The organism is Polaromonas sp. AER18D-145 (genome assembly GCF_002379095.1).
Classification (GTDB): Bacteria; Pseudomonadota; Gammaproteobacteria; order Burkholderiales; family Burkholderiaceae_C; genus Polaromonas.
In genome coordinates this window covers 112,461-134,335 of sequence record NZ_NBZV01000003.1, presented here as the reverse complement: position 1 = coordinate 134,335, position 21,875 = coordinate 112,461, and the positions used below count along the sequence as shown (strand labels likewise).

The following is a 21,875-nucleotide window of genomic DNA, read 5'->3' as shown; positions in this document are numbered from 1 at the left end:
GCATTTAGCGGCCAACTCACTACTAGAAACTGTTATGAAAATCGCTCAAGAAATACGCGCTGGCAATGTCATCATGCACGGCAAGGACCCGATGGTGGTACTCAAGACCGAATACAGCCGCGGCGGCCGCAACTCGGCCACCGTGCGCATGAAGCTCAAAAGCCTGATCGCCAACTTCAACACCGAGCAGGTGTTCAAGGCCGACGACAAGATCGACCAGGTCATCCTGGACAAGAAGGACTGCACCTACTCCTACTTCGCCGACCCGATGTACATCTGCATGGACGCCGACTACAACCAGTACGAAGTCGAAGCCGAGAACATGGGCGACTCGCTGAACTACCTGCAGGACGGCATGGAACTCGAAGTCGTGTTTTACGACGGCAAGGCCATCTCGGTCGAACTCCCCACCAGCGTCAACCGCGAGATCACCTGGACCGAGCCTGCCGTCAAGGGCGACACCTCCGGCAAGGTGCTCAAGCCGGCCAAGCTGGCCACCGGTTTTGAAATCGGTGTGCCGATTTTTGTGGCGCAGGGCGACGTGGTTGAAATCGACACGCGTACCGGCGAATACCGCAAACGCGTCTGACCCGCCCCTTCCCGGCATCCTGGCAAAAAGGCTCCTGACGGAGCCTTTTTGCATCCCGAAAACTTTCAGAGCGACGTATGGAACAAACAGACGACTTATCCGGCAGCCGACTCGCAGACGCGTGGGCGGAACTGCAGGCCCACTCCGACAAGGGCATCCCGCTGGAGGCCAATGCCTACCGACTGGCTTTCGCCGATCCCGAGTTCCTGCTGCGACGCGAGACCCGCGGCATCCGTTTCCAGCTGGAGATGCTCAAACCGGACATGGAGCAGCAGGCCCAGGGCATTGAAAACACCATCGTGGTGTTTGGCAGTGCACGTTTCCCGGCGCCGGAACAGGCCGAGCAGGCACTGAAACTCGCCAAAGAGTCCGGTGATGCGCAGGCCCTGGCACTGGCCGAGCGGCAGGTGCGCAACGCCGCCTACTACGACCAGGCCCGGCTGTTCTCGCGCCTGGTCGGTGCCCACAGCAAAACCCGGTCCCCCGACGAGCAGCTGTTCATCTGCACCGGGGGCGGTCCCGGCATCATGGAAGCGGCCAACCGGGGCGCGCAGGAGATGGGCGTGCCGACGGTGGGTCTGAACATCGCGCTGCCGCACGAGCAGAACTCCAACCCTTACGTCACGCCTTCGCTGAGCTTCAAGTTCCACTACTTCGCGCTGCGCAAGATGCACTTCATGATGCGCGCCAAGGCACTGGTGGCGTTTCCGGGTGGTTTTGGCACGCTCGACGAGCTGTTCGAGGTCATCACGCTGGTGCAGACGCGCAAGGCCAAACCGGTGCCCATCATCCTGTTCGGCTCGGAGTACTGGCAACGCCTGATCAACTTCGACGTGATGATCGATGAAGGCGCGATTTCACCCGACGACCTCAAGCTCTTCCAGTACGTCGACGACCCCCAGGTGGCCTGGGACGCGATCAGGACCTTTTATCAGCTGTAGCTGGCCGCAGCAGCCAGGCGGCGCGGCTGCCCGCGCCCACCACCGCGCCGGTGGCCCAGAACACGCCGGTGATGCCGATGACGGCACCCAGGGTGCCGAACAGCATGGGCATGACCACGCTCGAGGCGTTGATCGCCATCAGGCGCAGGCCCAGCGCCTCGCCGTGCCTGGCCTCGGGCGTGATCTGGTGCAGCATGCTCATGATCATGGGCTGCACCGTGCCGAGCGCCAAACCCAGCAGCACTGAACACAGGCCCATGCCCAGCGCCGTCTGCATGAACGGGTAGACGCCGAACAGCACCGCCGTCACCAGCATGGCAACCACCAGCACCCGCCACTCGCGCAGGTGCGCTGCCACCAGCGGCATCACCATGCGGATGGCGGCTGCGGCCACGGCAAAGGCGCCCAGGATGGAACCGATCACCGAGGCGCTGATGCCTCGTTCAAAGCCGAGCACCGGCACGACAAAAGTGTGCACGTCCCAGCAGGAGGAGAGAAACCAGTTCACCAGCATCAGGCGGCGGAAGGTGGTGTCGCGCAGCAGGTCCCAGGCGCTGCCCCGCCCGGCGCCGTGCGCGGCAATCACGGGCGGCAGCTCGCGCGTTTTGCGCACCAGGAACCAGCTGGCCAGCGGCAGCACCGCCATCAGGAAAAAAGCCGCCCGGTAGCCTGACAGGCTGTTGGGCACGGCGCCCGCATGGTCGATCAGCAGACCGGCCGAAAACGGTCCGACAAAATTGGAAATCGCCGGGCCGATGGACAGCCAGCTGAACACCTGCCGCAACTGCAAGCCCCCCGTCGCGGCCCGTCCGACGTGGCGCTGCAGCGAAATCACGGCGGCGCCCGTTGCCCCGCCGGTGAGCAGCGCCGCCAGGCAAAGCACCGGAAACACCGGAAAAGCCACGGCCACCCCGGCCCCCAGCACGGCCGCCACGACGCTGTAACCCATGGGCCGGCGCAGGCCGTGCCGGTCGGCAAAACGTCCTGCGGGCAATGCCAGAAACACCTGGGTCAGGGCAAACAGCGCCAGCAACACGCCGACCGCGGCCGGACTGTAACCCTCGCGCAGCGCCAGCAAGGGCGCGGCCATGCGGGTGCCAGCCATACACGCGTGCAGGCAGATCTGGGCCAGAATCAGGCGGGCCAGTTCAGGTGTCATGCGGTCACCAGGGTGCCGGTCAACCCTCGTCCGGGTCCTTGTCCATCGGAATCAGCCGCGCCGAGTCAAGCTCCGGCAAGGCCTCGACGTTGCGCAGGGCCTTGCCCATGACCCGGCTGCGCTGCTCGGCGCTGCTCAGCGTGTTGAGCACGGTTTCAGTCTGCGACTTGACCTTGGCCAGCACGTCGCCAAACTTGCCGAATTCGGTCTTGACGGCGCCCAGCACCTGCCAGACTTCGCTGGAACGTTTTTCAAGCGCCAGGGTCCGAAAACCCATCTGCAGCGAGTTCAGCATGGCCAGCAAGGTGGTCGGGCCGGCCAGCGTGACGCGATGCTCGCGCTGCAGCACCTCCATCAGGCCGGGCCGGCGCAGGACTTCGGCATACAGGCCCTCGGTCGGTAAAAACAGGATGGCAAAATCCGTCGTGTAAGGCGGCTCGATGTATTTTTCCGAAATCGATTTGGCCTCCATGCGGATACGCACTTCCAGCGCCTTGCCCGCCACTTCGGCGCCAAGCACGTCGGCACGCTGCTGGGCATCGAGCAGGCGCTCGTAGTCTTCGTTGGGAAACTTCGCGTCTATCGGCAGCCAGACCGGATCGCCGTTGTCCGAACGGCCGGGCAGCCGGATCGCAAAGTCCACCGGGTTCTTGCCGCCGCGGCGCGTGATGACCTGCGCCGCATATTGGTCCACGGTGAACACCTGCTCGAGCAGGGCTGAGAGCTGCGCCTCGCCAAAAATGCCGCGCGCCTTGACGTTGGTCAGCAGATGCTTGAGGTCACCCACGCCCTGCGCCAATGTCTGCATTTCGCCCAGGCCCTTGTGCACCTGCTCGAGCCGGTCGGCCACCTGCTTGAAGCTTTCGCCCAGACGCGTTTCCAGCGTGGTCTGAAGTTTTTCGTCCACCGTCTGGCGCATCTCGTCGAGCTTGGCCGAGTTGGTCTGCTGCAACTGCGCGAGCTGTTTCTCCAGCGTTTCCCGGACCTCGCCCATGCGCCGCGCATTCGATTCGCTGACGGACTGGAGCTGCGTGGTCAGCGTGTCGGACAGGGTTTTCTGCAGCAGCGTCAATTGCTGGGAAAACGCGTCGATCTGCGCATTTTGCGTGCGGATGGCCTCGGCGCTTTGCTGCACCAGGGTTTGCTGGAAGGTGGCAAAACTCGTCGCCAGCTCCTGGCGGCTGGCGCGCGCGCTGTCGCCGATTTCCCGCCGCAGCTCACGCTCGAGCTTGTCGTTCCCGGCGGCCAGGCTGGCAAGCAGCTCTTCACGGCCACTCCCGGCCGGCTTGCGCAGCAGCAGCCAGACCAGCAGGAGCAGGACCAGCAGCAGCGCCGCGAGGATCAGCCAGGCTTGCAAGGGGTTCATCAGTGCTATTTACTTCGTAGCAAGAACCGCAGGATTCAGGGGCGTCAGTGGCCTTTTTTCCTTGAAAAATCCGATCAGGTTGTCAGCCGCCAGCATGGCCATGGCCATGCGTGTGGGCACCGTGGCGCTGGCAATGTGGGGCGTCAGCACGACGTTGGGCACCGTCAACAGGTCAGGATGGACCTGGGGCTCGCCTTCAAACACATCGAGGCCCGCGGCCGCAATGCGCCTGTCGCGCAGCGCAGCAGCCAGCGCGGCGTCGTCCACAATGCCGCCGCGCGCAATATTGACCAGGGTCGCGGTGGGTTTCATCAGCGCCAGTTCGGCAGCGCCTATCGTGTGGTGCGAGGCCGGTGAATACGGCAACACCAGCACCACATGGTCGGCGGTGCGGAGCAGTTCTTCCTTGCTGACGTAACTCGCCTTGCACTCGGTTTCCAGCGCAGCGTCCAGCCGCGAGCGGTTGTGGTAAATAACTTTCATGCCAAAGCCGTACGCGCCGCGCCTGGCAATGCCCTGCCCGATGCGGCCCATGCCCAGCACGCCCAGGGTGCTGCCGTGGATGTCGGAGCCGGCAAACATGTCGTAGCTCCACTTGGTCCACTTGCCGGCACGCAGGTAATGTTCGCTTTCGGTGATGCGCCGGGCCGTGGCCATCAGCAGGGCAAAACCGAAGTCGGCGGTGGTTTCGGTCAGCACATCCGGTGCGTTGGTGGCCAGCACACCGGCGGCCGTCATGGCATCGATGTCGAAGTTGTTGTAACCCACGGCCATGTTGGCGCAGATCTTCAGTGTCGGGCAGGCGGCCAGGACCTCAGCGTCGATGCGGTCGCCACCGGTGGTGAAGGCGCCGTCCATGCCGCGCAGCTTGTCAATCAGTTGGGCTTTCGACCAGGTTTCGTCTGCCTGGTTGGCATGCACCTCGAAGTGCTGCTGCAGGTGCGTGATGACCTCAGGAAAGATGGCGCGGGCGACGAGGATGTTGGGTTTGCTCATGGGGTTTCTTCGATGGGTTGAAAGGAATTTACCGGAACCAGATGAAGGTCATGACGATGAACAGCGGAATCAGCACCGCGCCCGACCAGGCCATGTAGCCGAAGAAACTCGGCATCCTGACGCCGCGGTCTTCGGCAATGGCCTTGACCATTAGATTGGGCGCGTTGCCGATGTAGGTGTTGGCGCCCATGAACACGGCGCCGGCCGAGATGGCGGCCAGCGTTGGTGCCAGCGTCGTCATCAGGATGGCCGGGTCCCCGCCGGCCGTGTTGAAAAACACCAGGTAGGTCGGTGCGTTGTCGAGAAAGGAACTCAGCGCGCCGGCGGCCCAGAAATACATGGCCGGGTCCGGCTGGCCGTCGGGCCGGGTGACGGCCGACACCACCGCACCAAAAGGCCCGGCGGTCCCGGCCTTGAGCATGGCAATGACCGGGATGATGGTCAGGAAAATGCCGGCAAACAGTTTGGCCACCTCGGCCATGGGCCCCCAGGAAAACTGGTTGTCCTGGTGCACCTTGTCGGCCGTCATCTTCAGCGACAGCAAGGTGATGGCAATCAGGCCGGCATCACGCACCAGCCCAGGCAGGCCGACCTCGGTGCCGTAGACATCGAACACCACCGCCGACTTCCAGAAGCCGCTGAGCAGCACCAGGCCAGCGACGCCGGCCAACAGCGCAAAATTGAAGGCCCCGTCGAAGCCCAGGCGGCCGGTGTCCGGCGTCGGGTCCACCGGCTGCACGCCCTCCCTGCGGTAATACCAGCTGTCCAGCAGGTAAAAAATCACCAGCAGGCTGCCGATCAGGAACAGGGTCTCCGGGAAAATATGCTTGACCGTCCAGAAGAAGTCGACGCCTTTCAGGAAGCCCAGGAACAGCGGCGGATCGCCCAGCGGCGTCAGCGAGCCGCCGGCATTGGAGACGATGAAGATGAAAAACACGACGATGTGGGCGGCGTGTTTGCGGTTGTCATTGGCGCGGATCAGCGGTCGGATCATCAGCATGGAAGCGCCGGTGGTTCCCATGAAACTCGCCAGCACGGCGCCGATCAGCAGCAGGGCGGCGTTGAGCCCGGGGCTGCCATGCAGGTTGCCGCGGATGAAAATGCCGCCGGCCACCGTGAACAGCGCCGTCAGCAGGATGATGAAGGGAATGTATTCGGCGACCAGCGCATGCACAAGGCTGGTGCCCGCCAGCGCCGGGCCGAACAGCACGGCAAACGGCAGGAAAAACGCCAGGGTCCAGGCCGCCGACACCTTGCCGAAATGGTGGTGCCAGAACGAGGGAAGCAGCAGCGGCATCACGGCGATCGACAGCAGCAGGCCGGCAAACGGAATGCCCCAGAGCGGCGACAGCTGGCTGCCGTCAAAGCCGGCCGCCATGGCCCAGCCAGGCAAAAAGGACAACAAGGCCGCGAGCGCGATCCAGCGCAGTTTTTTCATGAAGTCTCCTGTTTTTTTAAGTGGGGCCAGCCGGCTGCTTCCGACCACATGCGGTCGCGTAGGCCCGCCTATTGTCCATCTCATGCAATGTCAAAAACCTGCCGCAGGTAGGCCAGGTACTTTTCGTCATCACACATGTTTTTCGACGGCGTGTCGGACAGCTTGGCCACCGGCTGGCCGTTGCAGCGCACCATCTTGATGACAATTTGCAGCGGTTCGTAGCCGAGGTCATTGGTCAGGTTGGTGCCTATGCCGAAAGCGAGCTGGCAGCGGTCCCTGAACTGCTGGTACAGCTCGATGGTGCGCGGCACCGTCAGGGCATCGCTGAAAATCAGCGTCTTGGTCCGGGGATCGACCCGGTTCTTGCGGTAGTGCTCGATCAGGCGCTCACCCCAGGCGAACGGGTCGCCACTGTCGTGACGCGCACCGTCGAACAGCTTGCAGAAATAGAGGTCGAAGTCGCGCAGGAAGGCGCTCATGCCATACACATCGCTGAGCGCAATGCCCAGGTCGCCGCGGTACTCCTTGGCCCAGGACTCGAAGCCGAACACCTGGCTGTCGCGCAAACGCGGCCCCAGCGCCTGGCAGGCCTGCAGGTACTCGTGCGCCATGGTGCCCAGCGGCGTCAGGCCCAGCTTCATGGCAAACAGCACGTTGCTGGTACCGGCAAACTGGCCGGCACTGCCGGCGCCCAGGCGGGCAATCAGGGTGCGCAGCACTTCTTCGTGCCAGGCCTGGCCAAAGCGGCGGCGCGTGCCGTAGTCGGCGATCTTCAGCGTGGACAGGCCTTCGGCCTTCAATAGCCCGATCTTGGCGTCGAGCCGCTTGCGCCCTTCCATCACGTCGGCAAGCTTTTGCGTGTTGCGGAAATAGACCTCGTTGATGATGGCCAGCACCGGGATCTCGAACAGGATGGTGTGCAGCCACGGCCCTTCGATCACGACCTCGATTTCGCCCGAGGGCAAGGCCTTGACGCTGACGTATTTCTCGTTGAGGTGAAACAGCCCCAGGAAATCGACAAAATCGCTTTTGATGAACCGCATGCCGCGCAGGTAGGCGAGTTCGGCATCCTGGAAATGCAGGCTGCACAAGGCGCGGATTTCCTCCCGGATTTCACTGACATAAGGCGCCAGGTCGCTCACGCCGGGCGCGCCGGCATTGCGGCATTTGAAGCGGTATTCGACCTGCGCACCGGGAAACTGGTGCAGCACCACCTGCATCATCGTGAACTTGTACAGATCGGTGTCCAGCAGGCTGGTGATGATCATGGTCGGGCACCTCCATAAATCCATTTTTTGGGCGAATTGCTTCGTTGCGCGGTGCTCGGAATCCTCATGCACCCAAGTGCATTCCGGTATCCTGCGCGCCGCGCGCCTCGCACTTCATCCCAAAAAACTGAATTTCTGGAAGTGCCCAGGCCGCGTGGAATCACAGAATACTCAGCCCAGAAAATCGACTTCGAACAGCAGCGTGGCGTTTGGCGGAATCACGCCGCCCGCGCCGCGTGCACCGTAACCGAGTGCGGCCGGAATGACGAGACGACGCGTGCCGCCCACCGACATGCCCTGCACGCCTTCATCCCAGCCCTTGATGACCTGGCCGGCGCCGAGCGAAAACTCGAAAGGCTGGCCGCGGTCCTTGCTGGAGTCAAACTTGGCACCCTGCACGCCGTCGTTGTAGAGCCAGCCGGTGTAATGCACCTTGACGTTCTGGCCGGCCTTGGCGATCGCGCCGGTGCCCAACACGGTGTCTTCGTACTGCAGGCCGGAGGGAGTGGTGTTCATGGGGATTCTTTCTGTAAAAAAATGAAAACTACGCTGTTTGGCGCCAACCCCTGACTTTACCCGCAAGTGGCAGCCCGGAGGCGGGTTCAGGAGGCTGTCGAGCGCCGTGCAGTGGCAAGCGTGGAGCCCTTCCGATCCAAGCAGGGGCCGCGGATCTGGCTTCGCCAGTCCGCAGGCGCAGCGGCCCCCAAGGGGCTGGAGCCTGCGGCTCCAAAGCTGCCTGCGCAGCTTTGGACAGGCGACAGAGGCGAAGCGTCCCGCCAGCCGCGGCCTGCAAGGCCTCGGGAGCTACACGCAGTGAGCGACCGTGGGGGCCAAGGGCCGCAGCGCAGGGCCGCCCCAAGCAAGGCCAGCCCCCTCGGGGGGCAGCGCAGTACGCGAAGCGACAAGCGTGGGGGCCACCTAATCCAGCCAGGTCGTGAAGGCCTGCACGCCAACGCGCGGCGTGCGGAAGGTGTTCACCAGCGCGGACTCGTCGGCATAACCCAGCGCCATGCCGCAGACCAGCATTTCGTCGTCGCCAGCGCCGATGTGCGGCAGGATGATTTTGGCAAAACCGTTCCAGGCCGCCTGCGGACAGGTGTGCAGGCCGTGGCCGCGCGCGGCCACCATGATGTTTTGCATGAACATGCCGTAGTCCACCAGGCTGCCGCGGCCCATGACGCGGTCCAGCGTGAACATCAGGCCGACGGGTGCGTCAAAAAACCGGTAGTTGCGCTGGTGCTGGGCATGCATCTTGTCCTTGTCACCCTTGCCTATGCCGAGCAGGCCGTACAGGCCCCAGCCGTTTTCGCGGCGCCGGTCGATGTAGGGCGAGACCCATTTTTCGGGGTAGTAGTCGTACTCCTCCTTGTATTGCACGGCCTGCTCGGGGTTGGCGCGGATGGCGTCGTGCGCGGCGCAGACCTTGCCAACCAGGCTGTCACGGCTGCCGCCCTGCAGCACGTACACCTTCCACGGCTGGGTGTTGGTGCCCGAGGGCGCGCGGCTGGCGATCGCCAGCAGGTGCTCCAGCGTTTCGCGGGGCACGGCTTTCGGCAGGAATGCACGCACGGACATGCGGCTGTGGATGGCAGCATCCACAGCATTGAGGGGTTCGGTCACTTCAGGGTCTCCAGGATGGTCAAAAGTTGGGGCGGCAAGGGCACGGGCCGGCGGGTATGCCGGTCCACATACACATGGATGAAGTGGCCCCTGGCAGCGCTCAGGGCAGCGCCATCCTGGCCAGGGAACAGCCCGACCTCGTAGCGCACGCTGGACGAACCCACGTGCGCCACGCGGATGCCGGCAAGCACCGGCTCGGGAAAGGACAGCGGCGCAAAATAATTGCACTGCGTCTCGATGACCAGCCCGATGACAGGGCCGGCATGAATGTCGATGGCCCCGCGCTCGATCAGGTAGCCGTTGACCGCGGTGTCGAACCAGCTGTAATACACGACGTTGTTGACATGGCCGTACACATCGTTGTCGGACCAGCGTGTGCCGATGGGACGGAAGACCTTGTAGGCGCTGCGGGGTTCGGCCTCGGGGCGTGTCGGGGATGTCATGGAGGGCTATTTTGCCAGCAGGCCAGCGGCATTCTTCCGTCGAGTCGGGGCCGCGGGTCTGGCTTCGCCAGCCCGCAGGCGCAGCGGCCCCTTTTCAGGGCAAGGGGCAGGAAGATGCCGCAGGCTCGCAGTGAGCGACCATGGGGGCCATCTTCCAGCGTTTCCAGTACTCGATCGCCACGCGGTAGGTATTCATCTGCACCTGCACCGTCTCGTCGATGTTGACGCCGTAACCGCCGGCCATGGCGAAGGCCAGCGGAATGCGGCGCTGCCAGGCCCAGTCAAAAACGCGCCGGTCCCTGGCCTCCAGGCCGTCATAACTGAGCTTGAGCCGTCCCAGCCGGTCTCCTTCGAACGGGTCGGCGCCCGCCAGATAAATCACCAGGCCAGGCTCGAAGCGCCGTTCCAGCTCGTCGAGCGCATGCTCCAACGCCTGCAGGTAGGGCGCATCGGTGCAGCCGTCCGGCAGGTCCACGTCGAGGTCGCTCGCCTCCTTGCGAAAGGGGAAATTCTTCTGACCATGCAGCGACAGCGTAAAAACACCCGGGTCGTTTCTGAAAATGCTGGCCGTTCCGTTGCCCTGGTGCACGTCCAGGTCGATCACCGCCACCCGCAGCGGCGTGCGTTGCCTGCGTGCCCACTCCATCTGCATCTGGCGGGCCGCGACGGCCGCATCATTGAACACACAAAAGCCCCCGCCCTTGCCTGCCGACGCGTGGTGGGTGCCGCCCGCCATGTTGGCGGCCACGCCTTCGGCACGGCCCTGCAGCCCCAAGGCAGCACGTGCCGCCGCCACCGTGGCACCCACCGACCGACGTGAACGTTCGACCATCTCCGTGCTCCAGGGAAAGCCGATCTCGCGCATGAGCGCCGCTTCCAGCGTGCCCTCGGCCACGGCCTGGATGTAGGCCGGTGCGTGCGCCAGCGCCAGCTCGCCGTCGCTGGCCCGCGGTGCCACGCCCATGCGCACCTGCGGCAACTCGCCCGCCACGCGGTCGCGCAGTCGCTGGTATTTGGCCATCGGAAAGCGGTGCCCGGCCGGCAAGGGCAGGACAAAGTGGTCGGCGTAAAAAGCTTGCAAGATGGTTGACGCAGAGGAGTTGCTGGGTATGGGAGTGCACCGCCCGTGGGGCGTCCACCTGCATTGTGGCTGGAACCCCAACACCCGCGTTTTGCCTCTGTGGCTAGAGCTTGACCTCTAAAATGGTGCACTGCAGCAAAAATCGCTTGCAATCGTGCGCCCGATCCCTATACTTGAGTTATGTTGCAGTGCAGCAATCGACAAGACCAGCCAAACAGCAGATTGTCCAGCAGCGCAACTAATTGAATTCTTAACCCACCTCTTGGAGATTTAAATATGTTGACCGCTGAACAAATCATGGCTTCCCACAAAGCAACCGTTGAAACCCTGTTTGGTCTGACCAGCAAGGCTTTCGAAGGCGTCGAGAAACTGGTTGAACTCAATGTCCAGGCTTCCAAGGCTGCCCTGGCTGAAACCGCCAACCACACCCAGACCCTGCTCGGCGCCAAAGACGCCCAGGAACTGCTGGCCCTGCAAGCCAGCCTGATGCAGCCCCTGGCTGAAAAAACAGCCGCTTACAGCCGCCACCTGTACGACATCGCCACCGGCACCGGTGCTGAAGTCGGCAAGGCCTTCGAAGGCCAGGCTGCTGAAGCCCAAGCCAAATTCATGGGTCTGGTCGACAGCGCCGCCAAAAACGCACCGGCCGGTTCCGAATCCGCTGTGGCCGTGATGAAAGGCGCCGTGGCTGCTGCCACCAACGCTTTCGAGTCGGTCCAGAAAGCCGTCAAACAAGCCAGCGACATGGCTGAAGCCAACCTCACCGCAGTGACCAACACCGCCGTGAACGCCACCAAGACCGCTTCCAAAAAGCGTTAATGAACAGGGCTTGAATTGGCGGGCCGAGCCGCCAGTTGATTCAAGCCGGGTTTGAAATATTCAAACCCTACAGATTCCGGAGCCTGCTGCCGATAAACAAGTATCGGAGCGCAAGTTCCCACCAGTTGTCTCCTCGGGTCCTTCCAGAAATCAAGTTTCACGGACCCCTTCAAAGCCTGATCGCAAGATCGGGCTTTTTTTTGGCCAAAAAGGCCTTGAGTCCTTACCGGTATTGCGCCGGTAGCTATCAAAACAAGAGCATTAACGGGCCGCCGTGCGCAGGGTGTCCATCTTTGCCCTGAGGGCGGGTAGCGCCGCCCGCATTGCCGCCCGGCCCGCATCGATGGCACGTTGCCGGGCCGAGAAGTCGGCGCTTTTCAGGCCCGCCTGGGAAGGCTGCACCACCACATCGGCGTCCTTCAATTCATACTGGTTGATGCTTTTGCCCATGATGGCAAAGGTCTGCAGCAGGATCTGCAAGGTGCCGTCGGCCGTGTTGGCTTCGGGAGGATTGGAGATGTCGACGGCAATCACCAGCTCGGCGCCCATCTGCCGCGCAAAACGCACGGGCACCGGCGAGACCAGGCCGCCGTCCACATACTCGCGGCCATTGATTTTGACCGGCACAAACACTGCCGGCACGGCGCTGGAGGCGCGCACCGCCATGCCGGTGTCGCCGCGCTGGAACAGCACCGGCTGGCCGCTGCCCAGGTCGGTCGCCACGATGCCCAGCGGAATGGCCATGTTTTCCATCAGCCGGCCGGCGACCAGATCGTTCACATAACGGCCAAGGGCCTCGCCGCGAAACATGCCGCGGCCGAAAATCGGCAGCATCCAGTCGGTGATCGCGACCTCCTCCATGTTCAGCGCCGTCTGCTGCAGCTGCGCGCTGCTTTTGCCGCTGGCATACAGCGCTGCGACCAGGCTGCCGGCCGAGGTGCCGACGACCACGGCGGGCCGGATGCCGGCCTCTTCCAGCACCGCAATCACGCCCACATGGGCAAAACCGCGCGCCGCCCCGCCGCCCAGCGCCAGGCCGATGCGCGGCAGGCGTTGGGCCGGGGTCTCGACCACCGGCCCGACGGCGGGCGCCACCTTGCCGGCCGGACCCGCCGGCAGGCTGGCACAACCGGCCAGCAGGGCCAGCCCGACCGCGAGTGCGGCCCCGCGACCCAGCGCACCGGCCGCCGATTGCACGGTCACGCCCGCCCTCGAAAAGATATTGAGAATAATTCGCGTTTGTATTACACTGACTTCCATTCCAACTTTCACAGCTAGCACCATGTTGAAAAAATCCCCGATTCTGGCCACCCTGGCCGTCGCCGCCACCCTGATAACCGGCGCAGGCGGCGTCAGCGCGCAGGAACAGGTGGTCAACCTGTATTCTGCCCGCCACTACCAGACCGATGAGGCGCTTTACAACAATTTCACCAAAACCACGGGCATCCGGATCAACCGCGTGGACGCCGACGACGCCGGCATCCTCGCGCGGCTGAAAGCCGAGGGCGCAGCCTCCCCGGCCGACGTGATTTTGCTGGTGGACGCAGCGCGGCTGGCCAAAGGCGACAGCGAAGGCCTGTTCCAGCCCATCAAGTCGCCCCTGCTGGAAAAGGCGATTCCGGCGCAGCTGCGTGCCCAGGCCACGCCCGAAGGCACGACCTGGTTCGGTTTTTCCACACGCGCCCGCGTCATCGTTTATGACAAGCTCAAGGTCAACAAAGCCGATGTCGATACCTACGAGGAACTCGCCGACCCGAAAAACAAAGGCCTGCTGTGCACCCGCTCGGGTTCGCACCCCTACAACCTGTCGCTGTTCGGCGCGGTGACCGAGCACCTGGGCGCCGCCCAGGCCGAAGAATGGCTCAAGGGCATGGTGGCCAACATGGCCCGCCCGCCCAAGGGCGGCGACACCGACCAGATCAAGGGCGTGGCCAGCGGTGAATGCGGCATCGCGATCACCAACAGCTACTACCTCGCGCGCATCCTGCGGTCTTCCGCGCCGGAAGACAAGGCCATCGCCGACAAAGTCGGCGTGGTGTTTCCCAACCAGCAGTCCTGGGGCACCCATGTGAACATCGCCGGCGCGGCCGTCGCCAAAAACGCCAAGAACAGCGCCAACGCGGTGAAATTCATGGAGTACCTGGCCAGCCCCGACGCGCAAAACTATTTTGCCAACGGCAACAACGAGTGGCCCGCCGTCGCCGGCGTGAAGGTCAGCAATGCGGCCCTGCAGGCCATGTCGGGCGGCAGCTTCAAGTCCGAGACCATCCCGGTCAGCACCGTCGGCGCCAACCAGGTGAAGGTGCAGCAGATGCTGGACCGCGTCGGCTACAAGTAAGCTGGCCCGCCATCAGGAAAGAAAAAGCCCGGCTCGCCGGGCTTTTTTATGGGTGATTTTTATGCGTGATAATTGCCCTTGACGTTGACGTTAACGTCAACTCCGCAACACCCTCCCCTCATCATTTCCCCAAGGAACATCTCATGGACATCGCAGGCAAAGTATTCATCGTTACCGGCGGCGCATCGGGTCTCGGCGAAGGCACGGCACGCATGCTGGCGGCCCAAGGCGGCAAGGTCGTGATTGCCGACATGCAGGTCGACAAGGGCGAAGCCATCGCCAGGGACATCGGCGGCGCCTTCGTCAAGTGCGACGTGAGCCAGGAAGCCGACGGCCAGGCCGTGGTCGCCAAGGCCGTGTCCATGGGCAAACTGATGGGCCTGGTCAACTGCGCCGGCATTGCACCGGCCGAAAAAACCGTTGGCAAAAACGGCGCGCACAACCTTGGTGTGTTCAGCAAGACCATCACGGTCAACCTGATCGGCAGCTTCAACATGATCCGCCTGGCCGCTGACGCGATGTGCAAGAACGAACCCGAAGCCACCGGCGAGCGCGGCGTGCTGATCTCCACCGCTTCCGTCGCGGCCTACGACGGCCAGATCGGCCAGGCCGCCTACAGCGCGTCCAAGGGCGGCATTGTCGGCATGACGCTGCCGATCGCGCGCGACCTGGCACGCAACGGCATCCGCAACATGACGATTGCGCCTGGCATCTTCGGCACACCCATGATGTTCGGCATGCCGAAAGAAGTGCAGGACTCGCTGGCCGCCTCCGTGCCCTTCCCCAGCCGCCTGGGCACGCCGCAGGACTACGCCAAGCTCGCCCAGCACATCTTTGAAAACGACATGCTCAACGGCGAGGTGATCCGCCTGGACGGCGCGATCCGCTTGGCACCGCGCTAAGCCCCGCCTGACAGCTATCGTATTGATAGCTGCTTGCGACCGCCCTGTCTGGGCTGAAGGCCGACCTGACTGTGAACCCAGTCAGGTCGGCTTTTTTTCTGCTGCTTACAAAAATCAAACTCCCCACCGGGGCTGACCCGGCAGCGCCGCGCCGGGCTTCGGTTTACCATGACCCATCCCCACTGGAGAAGTCATGAAAACCGTCGCCCCTGCGTTCATGTTCAAGCGCCTTGCGTTCCTGTCTCCGCTTTCCGGCCTGGCACTGGCTGCCGCCCTGCTGGTGGCCGGCTGCGCCACGGCCCCGCCCTTTGCCTACAGCGTGCCGGCGCAGCCTGAAGGCACGTCGGGCTACACCGAAAAACCCGGCTGGGCGAACGCGAGCTTTGCCGTGGCCGCGGCCAACCCGCTGGCCACCGATGCCGGCTACCAGGTGCTCAAGGCCGGTGGCTCGGCGATCGACGCAGCGATTGCCGTGCAGATGGTGCTCACACTGGTCGAGCCGCAGTCCAGCGGCATAGGCGGCGGCGCGTTTTTGCTGCATGCCAGCGGCAGCAAGGTCGAGGCTTTTGACGGCCGCGAAACCGCACCGGCGGCGGCCGACGAAAAACTTTTTGTCGGCGCCGACGGCAAACCCATGACCTTCATCGACGGCGTGGTCGGCGGCCGTTCGGTCGGCGTGCCGGGCACCGTGCGCATGCTGGAGATGGCGCACAAGCAGCATGGCAAGCTGCCCTGGGCGCAGCTGTTTGTACCGGCCATCACGCTGGCCGAAGGCGGCTTCAAGGTCAGCGCGCGCCTGGCCACCCTGCTCAAGACCGAGCAACACCTGAAAAAAGACCCGGTCGCCGCCGCCTACTTTTACCCCGTCAATGGCGAGCCGCTGGCCGCCGGCAGTCTGCTCCGCAACCAGCCGCTGGCCGATGTCTTGAGAAAAATCGCCGCCGGCGGCTCCAGGGCCCTCCTCGAAGGCGACGTTGCCCAGGCCATTGTGACCAAGGTGCAGGGCCACCCAACCAACCCCGGCAAACTGAGCCTGGCCGACCTGGCCGGTTACCAGGCCAAAAAACGCGAGCCGATCTGCCACGACTACCGGGCGCAGGCGCGCGACTACCGCATCTGCGGCATGCCGCCGCCCAGCTCGGGCGCGATAGCAGTCGGGCAGATCCTGGGCATCCTGAACCACACGCCCGCCGCGACGCTGGCCCTGGACACCGGCATGAGCGGCACGCCGGGGACGGCGGGCGCGGCACCGTCGGCCGACTGGCTGCACCTGTACACCGAGGCCTCGCGCCTGGCCTTTGCCGACCGCGCGCAGTACCTGGCCGACCCCGACTTCGTGCAGCCGCCCGGCGGCAGCTGGCTGAGCCTGCTGGACCCGGCCTACCTGGCCGAACGCGCCAAGCTGATCGCCGCGCAGCCCGGCGGGCAAAGCATGAAGGTCGCCAAACCCGGCACACCGGGCGGCACGCGCATGGCCTATGCCCCCATGCCCGAGCAGCCCGAATACGGCACCTCGCACATCAGCATCGTCGACGCGTACGGCAACGCGATTGCGATGACCACCACGATCGAAGACGCCTTCGGCGCCCGCCAGATGGTCCACGGTTTCCTGCTGAACAACGAGCTGACCGACTTCAGCTTTGCGCCAACCGATGCCGATGGCAAGCCAGTGGCCAACCGAGTGCAGCCCAACAAACGCCCGCGCTCGTCGATGGCGCCCACCCTGGTGTTCGACAAGGCCACCGGCCAGCTCGTGATGAGCGGCGGCAGCCCGGGCGGCGCGCTGATCATTCACTACACCGCCAAGACCCTGTACGGCGTGCTGAACTGGGGCCTGATGCCGCAGCAGGCCATCAACCTGCCCAACTTCGGCTCGCTCAACGGCCCGACCCTGCTGGAAGAAAAACGCTTTGCACCGGCCACCGTCGAGGCGCTGAAAGCCCGCGGCCACGAAGTGCGCGAGATGGCCATGACCAGCGGCCTGCAGGCGATTGCCCGCGGCCAGGCGCACGGCAAGCCGCTGTGGCTGGGCGGCGCCGATCCACGCCGTGAAGGCGTGGTGATGGGAGACTGAGTACAAAAAGTGGCTGCAGCCCTTTTCTGGCGGGCGCAAGCAGCTATTTTTTTGGTAGCGCACTGGTCTGCATCGGCTCGGCCGGCGCGTCCTGTTTGCTCGTGCCTATGCGTTCGTACTCCGAAATCACCTGCGCGCCCAGCAACAGCAGCATGGCGGCCAGCTCCAGGCTCAGCAGGACAATGATGGCCGTGGTCAGCGAGCCGTAGACCAGGCCGACCTGCGACAGCGTGTCGAAGTACCAGACCAGCAGATGGCGCGTCACTTCCCACAGCAGCGCCGCCGTGATGCCGCCTATCAGCGCGTGGCGCAGCGAGAGCTTGCCGACCGGCATCACCATGTAGACCGAGGTCAGCACAAAAATCTCGCCGGCCAGTCCCAACAGGTAGAGCAACACGCCCGAGAAACCGCTGAGCGACCAGCTGTAGCCCAAAAACTCCAGGCTCTGGTCGCCCAGGGCCTGAAAGCTGCCGGAGACCAGCGTCACCAGCAGCAGGCCCACGCCCAGGCACAGGATGGAGATGTAAGGCAGCAGCGCGGACACCAGGAAACGGCGGCGCCGGATCGCCACGCGGTGCAGGAAAATCACCGACATCGCGTTTTCCAGCACGGTGAAGGCCAGGGAGCTGAAAAACAGCATGGTGGCCAGCAGCACCCAGCCCATGAACTCGCGATGGGCGAGAAAGTTTTCCAGTTCGCCCACGATGAAGTCGGCCTGGCCCGGCGCCAGCCAGCCGATGTAGCGGCCCAGCGCCTCCAGCAGCGCCGACTGGTCGATGACATGCGACAGCGCAATCGCCATCAGGATCAGCAGCGGAACAATCGATAGCAAGGCGTAATAAGCCACCGCCCCCGCCAGCAGCAGGCCCTGGTTGGCGCGAAAGCCCAGCAACACGCGCAGCGCAAAGGCGCCGGGGTGCCGGATCACATAGGCGGCCCGGGGTCCGGGGGTCATGGCAGTGGCCTGTTTATCATAAAAAGTGGCTAAAGCCCTTGCCAGACTTGCGCAAGCAGCTACTTTTTTGATAGCACACCAGCTTGGCGTCATACATCGATCGCTGCCGCCGAGCCGGCCAGCTTGCGCAGCTCGAACTTCTGGATCTTTCCGGTGCTGGTCTTGGGCAGCTCGCCGAACACAACCGCGCGTGGCACCTTGAAGCCGGCCAGGTGTTTCTTGCAGTGCGCCACGATGTCCTCCTTGGTCGCCGTCGCCCCGGCCTTGAGCTCGACAAAGGCGCAGGGGGTTTCGCCCCAGCGCTCGTCGGGCTTGGCCACCACGGCAGCGGCCAGCACGTCGGGGTGGCGGTACAGCACGTCTTCGACCTCGATCGAGGAGATGTTTTCGCCACCGGAGATGATCACGTCCTTGCTGCGGTCCTTGATCTTGATGTACCCGTCGGGGTACATCACCGCGAGGTCGCCGCTGTGGAACCAGCCGCCGGCAAAAGCCTCTTCGGTCGCTTTGGGATTTTTCAAATACCCCTTCATCGCAATATTGCCCCGGAACATGATCTCGCCCATGGTCTCGCCGTCTTGCGGCACCGGCTGCAGGGTCTGCGAATCGAGCACGCGCACATCGCGCTCCAGGTGATAACGCACGCCCTGGCGCGCGTTGAGGCGGGCGCGCTCCCCGATGTCGAGCTTTTCCCAGCCGTCCTGCGCGGCGCACACCGTCGCCGGGCCGTAGACCTCGGTCAGGCCATAGACATGGGTCAGGTCAAACCCGAGTGCCTCCATGCCCTCGATCATGGACGCCGGCGGCGCCGCCCCGGCCACCATGGCCTTGACGCCGCGCGGCAGGCCTTGTTTCATGCTGTCGGGCGAATTGACCAGCAGGCCGTGCACGATGGGCGCGCCGCAGTAATGCGTCACGCCATGCTGGCGGATGGCGTCAAAAATCGCCTTGGGCTCGATCCGGCGCAGGCAGACATTGACACCGGCGCGGGCCGCCACCGTCCACGGGAAACACCAGCCGTTGCAGTGAAACATCGGCAGCGTCCACAGGTACACCGCGTGTTGGGGCATGTCCCATTCGAGGATGTTGGACACCGCATTGAGCGCCGCGCCGCGGTGGTGGTAGACCACGCCCTTGGGGTTGCCGGTGGTGCCGCTGGTGTAGTTCAGCGCAATCGCGTCCCATTCGTCGTCGGGCTGGCGCCAGGCAAACCCTGCGTCGCCGCTGGCCAGGAACGCGTCGTAACCGATGCTACCGATGCGCTCGACCGGCCCGGTGTACAGCGCGTCATCCACGTCGATGACCAGCAGCGGCGCGCTCGATTGGCGCAGGGCCAGCGCCTTTTTCATGACCGCGGCGAACTCCGGATCGACGATGACCACCCTGGCCTCGCCGTGGTCCAGCATGAAGGCAATGGTTTCGGGGTCGAGCCGGGTGTTCAGCGCATTGAGCACCGCACCTAGCACCGGAATGCCGAAATGCGCCTCCACCATGGGCGGGGTGTTGGGCAGCATCACGGCCACCGTGTCGCCCTTGCCAATGCCGCGCTGCTGCAGCGCACTGGCCAGCTGGCGGCAGCGCGTGAAGACCTCGGCCCAGCTGCGGCGCAGGCCGCCATGCACCACCGCCAGCCGGTCCGGGTAAACCTCGGCGGTGCGCTCAATGAATGACAGTGGCGACAGCGCCGCGTAATTCGCCTCGTTGCGGGGCAGGTCCTGGTCAAAAATGCTGGGCATCAAAGTCTCCTCGGGGTTGGGCGGTCTGTACGGCCATGGTAGCCGCACCCCGGCGCCTGGCCTTGACCCGCCTCAGACCGGGGCCATGACCCGGTGCGCCGCGGGCGGCCGGTTGGCACCGGTCGGTTTCGGGGAAAATCCGGCGCTGAAGGCACAATACAGCCGTGGCCATTCCCCAATCATTCATCCAGGAACTGCTGGCGCGCGCCGACGTGGTGGACATCGTCGGGCGCTACGTGCAGCTCAAAAAAGGCGGCGCCAATTTCATGGGGCTGTGCCCCTTCCACGGCGAAAAATCGCCCTCCTTCAGCGTGAGCCCGTCCAAGCAGTTCTACCACTGCTTCGGCTGCGGTAAAAACGGCAATGCCATCAGCTTTTTGATGGAACACGGCGGCATGACCTTTGTCGAGGCCGTGAAAGACCTGGCCCAGCAGTACGGCCTGCAGGTGCCCGAAGACGACGTTTCGCCGCAGGAGCGCGCCCGCGCCGCCCAGGCGCGCGAGCAGCAGGCCACGCTCACCAGCGTGCTCGAAAAAGCCGGCATCGCCTACATCAAGCACCTGCGCAACGCGCCGCGTGCCATCGACTACCTCAAGGGCCGCGGCCTGTCGGGTGAAATCGCCAAAACCTTCGGTCTCGGTTACGCGCCCGAAGGCTGGCGCGCGCTGGCCAGCGTGTTCCCCGACTACAACGACCCGCTGCTGGTGGAAAGCGGCCTGGTCATCAGCGGCGAACCGGGTGAGGAAAACGCCCAGGGGAAATCGGGTGAGGCCAAGCGTTACGACCGCTTTCGCGACCGCATCATGTTTCCGATCCGCAACGTCAAGGGCGAATGCATCGGTTTCGGCGGGCGCGTGCTGGGCGACGAAAAACCCAAGTACCTGAACTCGCCCGAAACCCCGGTGTTCAGCAAGGGGCGAGAGCTCTACGGCCTGTTCGAGGCACGCACCGCCCTGCGCGAGCACGGCTACGCGCTGGTCACCGAAGGCTACATGGACGTGGTGGCGCTGGCCCAGCTCGGTTTTGCCAACGCGGTGGCCACCCTGGGCACGGCCTGCACCGCGGACCATGTGCAAAAGCTGTTCCGTTTCACCGATGCTGTGGTCTTCAGCTTTGACGGCGACAGCGCCGGCCGGCGCGCCGCGCGCAAGGCGCTGGACGCCGCCCTGCCCTTTGCCACCGACGTGCGCACCGTCAAGTTCCTGTTCCTGCCGGCCGAACACGACCCCGACAGCTACATCCGCGAACACGGCCAGGAAGGTTTTGCCGCCTATGTCGCCAAGGCCGTGCCGCTGAGCAAATTCATGCTCGAAGCCGCCGGCGAAGGCTGCGACCTGGACACCGCCGAAGGCCGCGCCCACATGGCCAGCAATGCGCGGCCGCTCTGGAGCCTGCTGCCCGACGGCACGCTCAAGCACCAGTTGCTCGCAGAGATCGCCGACACCGTGCTGATCGACAGCCGCGAACTGCTGCAGATCTGGCAGCCCGCGAGCGCCAGGGACTATAAAAACAATAGCGGCTCACGCCCGTCTGCAAAGGGCCCGCGGCCAAAAACACCGGAAATGTCGGGCAGCGCAGCACATTTTGAAGAGTTTTCCGGCAATTTCGCCGACCTGCATGACGAAGGCGCTTACGCCGCTTCGCTGCCCATGGACACGTCGCCGGCGCGGCGCAGCACGGGACCATCCAACCGTCCTGCCCGAAGAATTGCAGGGCGTCGGATGTCGGCAAGCCCCGAAGACCGGGTGCTGCGCCTGATGCTGACGGATCCGCAAAGCTGGGACAAGCTCGGCGGGGAAGAGCATGTGTTGCTGTGTGAACTGCCGGCGCCGCACGGGCCGCTGTTTGTCTGGCTCGAAAGCCAGTTGCATGAACACGGCCCGCAGCCCTGGGCGGCCCTGCGCGAGGGACTTCGCGACCACCCCCAGGAAAAGTACGCTGTTGACCAGATCTCCGAGATCCCGGAAGGCATTGAATGCGACTGGAATGAAGCTCGCGCCATTCTTGATCGATTGCTTGAGGCAAAACTGGATCAGGAACAGAAGGAATTGAGTGAAGGCGGCGCAGAAACGCTGAAAGATCCTGGCAAACGACAACGCCTGGCCTTTCTGATGACCCGCAGCAAAACCCGCGCTCCCGCCTGAAAAATA

Annotated in this window: 19 protein-coding genes; 7 read left to right on the top strand and 12 right to left on the bottom strand. The window is 64.1% G+C overall.

Annotated features, from left to right (window positions below; genetic code table 11):
• The first annotated feature begins 34 nt into the window (after positions 1-34).
• On the top strand, positions 35-589 hold the full coding sequence (gene efp, locus B7G52_RS03275) for an elongation factor P (RefSeq protein WP_096667885.1): 555 nt from the start codon (positions 35-37) through the stop codon (positions 587-589).
• Positions 590-666: 77 nt separating this feature from the next.
• A complete protein-coding gene (locus B7G52_RS03270) occupies positions 667-1,530 on the top strand; it encodes a TIGR00730 family Rossman fold protein (protein ID WP_096696226.1) in 864 nt (287 codons plus the stop codon).
• Here the strand turns inward: B7G52_RS03270 and B7G52_RS03265 are convergent.
• From B7G52_RS03265 to B7G52_RS03225, 9 genes are all read right to left on the bottom strand, one after another.
• Positions 1,508-2,689: an MFS transporter gene (locus tag B7G52_RS03265; protein ID WP_096696225.1), complete on the bottom strand. Its 1,182-nt coding sequence runs from the start codon at positions 2,687-2,689 to the stop codon at positions 1,508-1,510. The genes B7G52_RS03270 and B7G52_RS03265 overlap by 23 nt on opposite strands.
• Before the next feature lie 19 nt (positions 2,690-2,708).
• The gene (rmuC, locus tag B7G52_RS03260; RefSeq protein WP_096696224.1) at positions 2,709-4,055 is read right to left on the bottom strand and encodes a DNA recombination protein RmuC; all 1,347 of its coding nucleotides are present in this window, start codon (positions 4,053-4,055) and stop codon (positions 2,709-2,711) included.
• 9 nt (positions 4,056-4,064) lie between these two features.
• Positions 4,065-5,051, bottom strand: a complete 987-nt coding sequence (locus B7G52_RS03255) for a D-glycerate dehydrogenase (RefSeq protein ID WP_096696223.1) — start codon at positions 5,049-5,051, stop codon at positions 4,065-4,067.
• A gap of 28 nt (positions 5,052-5,079) precedes the next feature.
• Entirely contained in the window at positions 5,080-6,489 is a 1,410-nt protein-coding gene (locus B7G52_RS03250; protein WP_096696222.1) for a sodium:proton antiporter, read from the bottom strand.
• Positions 6,490-6,569: 80 nt separating this feature from the next.
• Positions 6,570-7,757 carry a nicotinate phosphoribosyltransferase gene (gene pncB, locus B7G52_RS03245; RefSeq protein ID WP_096667872.1) on the bottom strand — a complete coding sequence of 396 codons (1,188 nt, stop codon included), beginning with the start codon at positions 7,755-7,757 and terminating at the stop codon, positions 6,570-6,572.
• 171 nt (positions 7,758-7,928) lie between these two features.
• Positions 7,929-8,273: an FKBP-type peptidyl-prolyl cis-trans isomerase gene (locus B7G52_RS03240; protein ID WP_170954665.1), complete on the bottom strand. Its 345-nt coding sequence runs from the start codon at positions 8,271-8,273 to the stop codon at positions 7,929-7,931.
• 402 nt (positions 8,274-8,675) lie between these two features.
• Positions 8,676-9,332, bottom strand: a complete 657-nt coding sequence (locus tag B7G52_RS03235) for a nitroreductase (protein ID WP_096696270.1) — start codon at positions 9,330-9,332, stop codon at positions 8,676-8,678.
• A gap of 41 nt (positions 9,333-9,373) precedes the next feature.
• A complete protein-coding gene (locus B7G52_RS03230) occupies positions 9,374-9,820 on the bottom strand; it encodes a thioesterase family protein (protein ID WP_096696221.1) in 447 nt (148 codons plus the stop codon).
• Between the two features lie 94 nt (positions 9,821-9,914).
• Positions 9,915-10,901: a histone deacetylase gene (locus tag B7G52_RS03225; RefSeq protein ID WP_170954664.1), complete on the bottom strand. Its 987-nt coding sequence runs from the start codon at positions 10,899-10,901 to the stop codon at positions 9,915-9,917.
• Positions 10,902-11,177: 276 nt separating this feature from the next.
• On the opposite strand from B7G52_RS03225, the gene phaP reads away from it, so the two are divergent.
• Positions 11,178-11,720 carry a TIGR01841 family phasin gene (gene phaP, locus B7G52_RS03220; RefSeq protein ID WP_096696220.1) on the top strand — a complete coding sequence of 181 codons (543 nt, stop codon included), beginning with the start codon at positions 11,178-11,180 and terminating at the stop codon, positions 11,718-11,720.
• Between the two features lie 261 nt (positions 11,721-11,981).
• On the opposite strand, the gene B7G52_RS03215 is transcribed toward phaP, so the two are convergent.
• Positions 11,982-12,923, bottom strand: a complete 942-nt coding sequence (locus B7G52_RS03215; RefSeq protein WP_240523302.1) for a patatin-like phospholipase family protein — start codon at positions 12,921-12,923, stop codon at positions 11,982-11,984.
• 79 nt (positions 12,924-13,002) lie between these two features.
• On the opposite strand from B7G52_RS03215, the gene B7G52_RS03210 reads away from it, so the two are divergent.
• The 3 genes from B7G52_RS03210 to B7G52_RS03200 all read left to right on the top strand — a co-directional run bounded on the left by B7G52_RS03210 (position 13,003) and on the right by B7G52_RS03200 (position 17,034).
• Entirely contained in the window at positions 13,003-14,058 is a 1,056-nt protein-coding gene (locus tag B7G52_RS03210; RefSeq protein ID WP_096696218.1) for an extracellular solute-binding protein, read from the top strand.
• Positions 14,059-14,201: 143 nt separating this feature from the next.
• Entirely contained in the window at positions 14,202-14,960 is a 759-nt protein-coding gene (locus B7G52_RS03205) for a 3-hydroxyacyl-CoA dehydrogenase (protein ID WP_096696217.1), read from the top strand.
• A 217-nt stretch (positions 14,961-15,177) separates the two neighbouring features.
• Positions 15,178-17,034 (top strand): gamma-glutamyltransferase family protein, encoded by a 1,857-nt coding sequence (locus B7G52_RS03200; protein WP_096696268.1) that lies wholly within the window; start codon positions 15,178-15,180, stop codon positions 17,032-17,034.
• Between the two features lie 43 nt (positions 17,035-17,077).
• Here B7G52_RS03200 and B7G52_RS03195 read toward each other — a convergent pair whose 3' ends face one another.
• Both B7G52_RS03195 and B7G52_RS03190 read right to left on the bottom strand, forming a co-directional pair.
• Positions 17,078-17,989, bottom strand: coding sequence for a YihY/virulence factor BrkB family protein (locus B7G52_RS03195; RefSeq protein WP_096696216.1), 912 nt, complete (start codon positions 17,987-17,989; stop codon positions 17,078-17,080).
• A gap of 89 nt (positions 17,990-18,078) precedes the next feature.
• Positions 18,079-19,725, bottom strand: coding sequence for an acyl-CoA synthetase (locus B7G52_RS03190; protein WP_096696215.1), 1,647 nt, complete (start codon positions 19,723-19,725; stop codon positions 18,079-18,081).
• Positions 19,726-19,889: 164 nt separating this feature from the next.
• Here B7G52_RS03190 and dnaG point away from each other — a divergent pair, with 164 nt between their 5' ends.
• Positions 19,890-21,869, top strand: a complete 1,980-nt coding sequence (gene dnaG / locus B7G52_RS03185; protein WP_096696214.1) for a DNA primase — start codon at positions 19,890-19,892, stop codon at positions 21,867-21,869.
• Positions 21,870-21,875: the final 6 nt, after the last annotated feature.

Excerpts from the sequence above, each read along its gene's own strand:
- efp (WP_096667885.1), top strand. The coding sequence starts at position 35 with ATGAAAATCGCTCAAGAAATACGCGCTGGCAATGTCATCATGCACGGC.
- B7G52_RS03270 (WP_096696226.1), top strand. The coding sequence starts at position 667 with ATGGAACAAACAGACGACTTATCCGGCAGCCGACTCGCAGACGCGTGG.
- B7G52_RS03265 (WP_096696225.1), bottom strand. The coding sequence starts at position 2,689 with ATGACACCTGAACTGGCCCGCCTGATTCTGGCCCAGATCTGCCTGCAC.
- rmuC (WP_096696224.1), bottom strand. The coding sequence starts at position 4,055 with ATGAACCCCTTGCAAGCCTGGCTGATCCTCGCGGCGCTGCTGCTGGTC.
- B7G52_RS03255 (WP_096696223.1), bottom strand. The coding sequence starts at position 5,051 with ATGAGCAAACCCAACATCCTCGTCGCCCGCGCCATCTTTCCTGAGGTC.
- B7G52_RS03250 (WP_096696222.1), bottom strand. The coding sequence starts at position 6,489 with ATGAAAAAACTGCGCTGGATCGCGCTCGCGGCCTTGTTGTCCTTTTTG.
- pncB (WP_096667872.1), bottom strand. The coding sequence starts at position 7,757 with ATGATCATCACCAGCCTGCTGGACACCGATCTGTACAAGTTCACGATG.
- B7G52_RS03240 (WP_170954665.1), bottom strand. The coding sequence starts at position 8,273 with ATGAACACCACTCCCTCCGGCCTGCAGTACGAAGACACCGTGTTGGGC.
- B7G52_RS03235 (WP_096696270.1), bottom strand. The coding sequence starts at position 9,332 with ATGTCCGTGCGTGCATTCCTGCCGAAAGCCGTGCCCCGCGAAACGCTG.
- B7G52_RS03230 (WP_096696221.1), bottom strand. The coding sequence starts at position 9,820 with ATGACATCCCCGACACGCCCCGAGGCCGAACCCCGCAGCGCCTACAAG.
- phaP (WP_096696220.1), top strand. The coding sequence starts at position 11,178 with ATGTTGACCGCTGAACAAATCATGGCTTCCCACAAAGCAACCGTTGAA.
- B7G52_RS03210 (WP_096696218.1), top strand. The coding sequence starts at position 13,003 with ATGTTGAAAAAATCCCCGATTCTGGCCACCCTGGCCGTCGCCGCCACC.
- B7G52_RS03205 (WP_096696217.1), top strand. The coding sequence starts at position 14,202 with ATGGACATCGCAGGCAAAGTATTCATCGTTACCGGCGGCGCATCGGGT.
- B7G52_RS03200 (WP_096696268.1), top strand. The coding sequence starts at position 15,178 with ATGTTCAAGCGCCTTGCGTTCCTGTCTCCGCTTTCCGGCCTGGCACTG.
- B7G52_RS03195 (WP_096696216.1), bottom strand. The coding sequence starts at position 17,989 with ATGACCCCCGGACCCCGGGCCGCCTATGTGATCCGGCACCCCGGCGCC.
- B7G52_RS03190 (WP_096696215.1), bottom strand. The coding sequence starts at position 19,725 with ATGCCCAGCATTTTTGACCAGGACCTGCCCCGCAACGAGGCGAATTAC.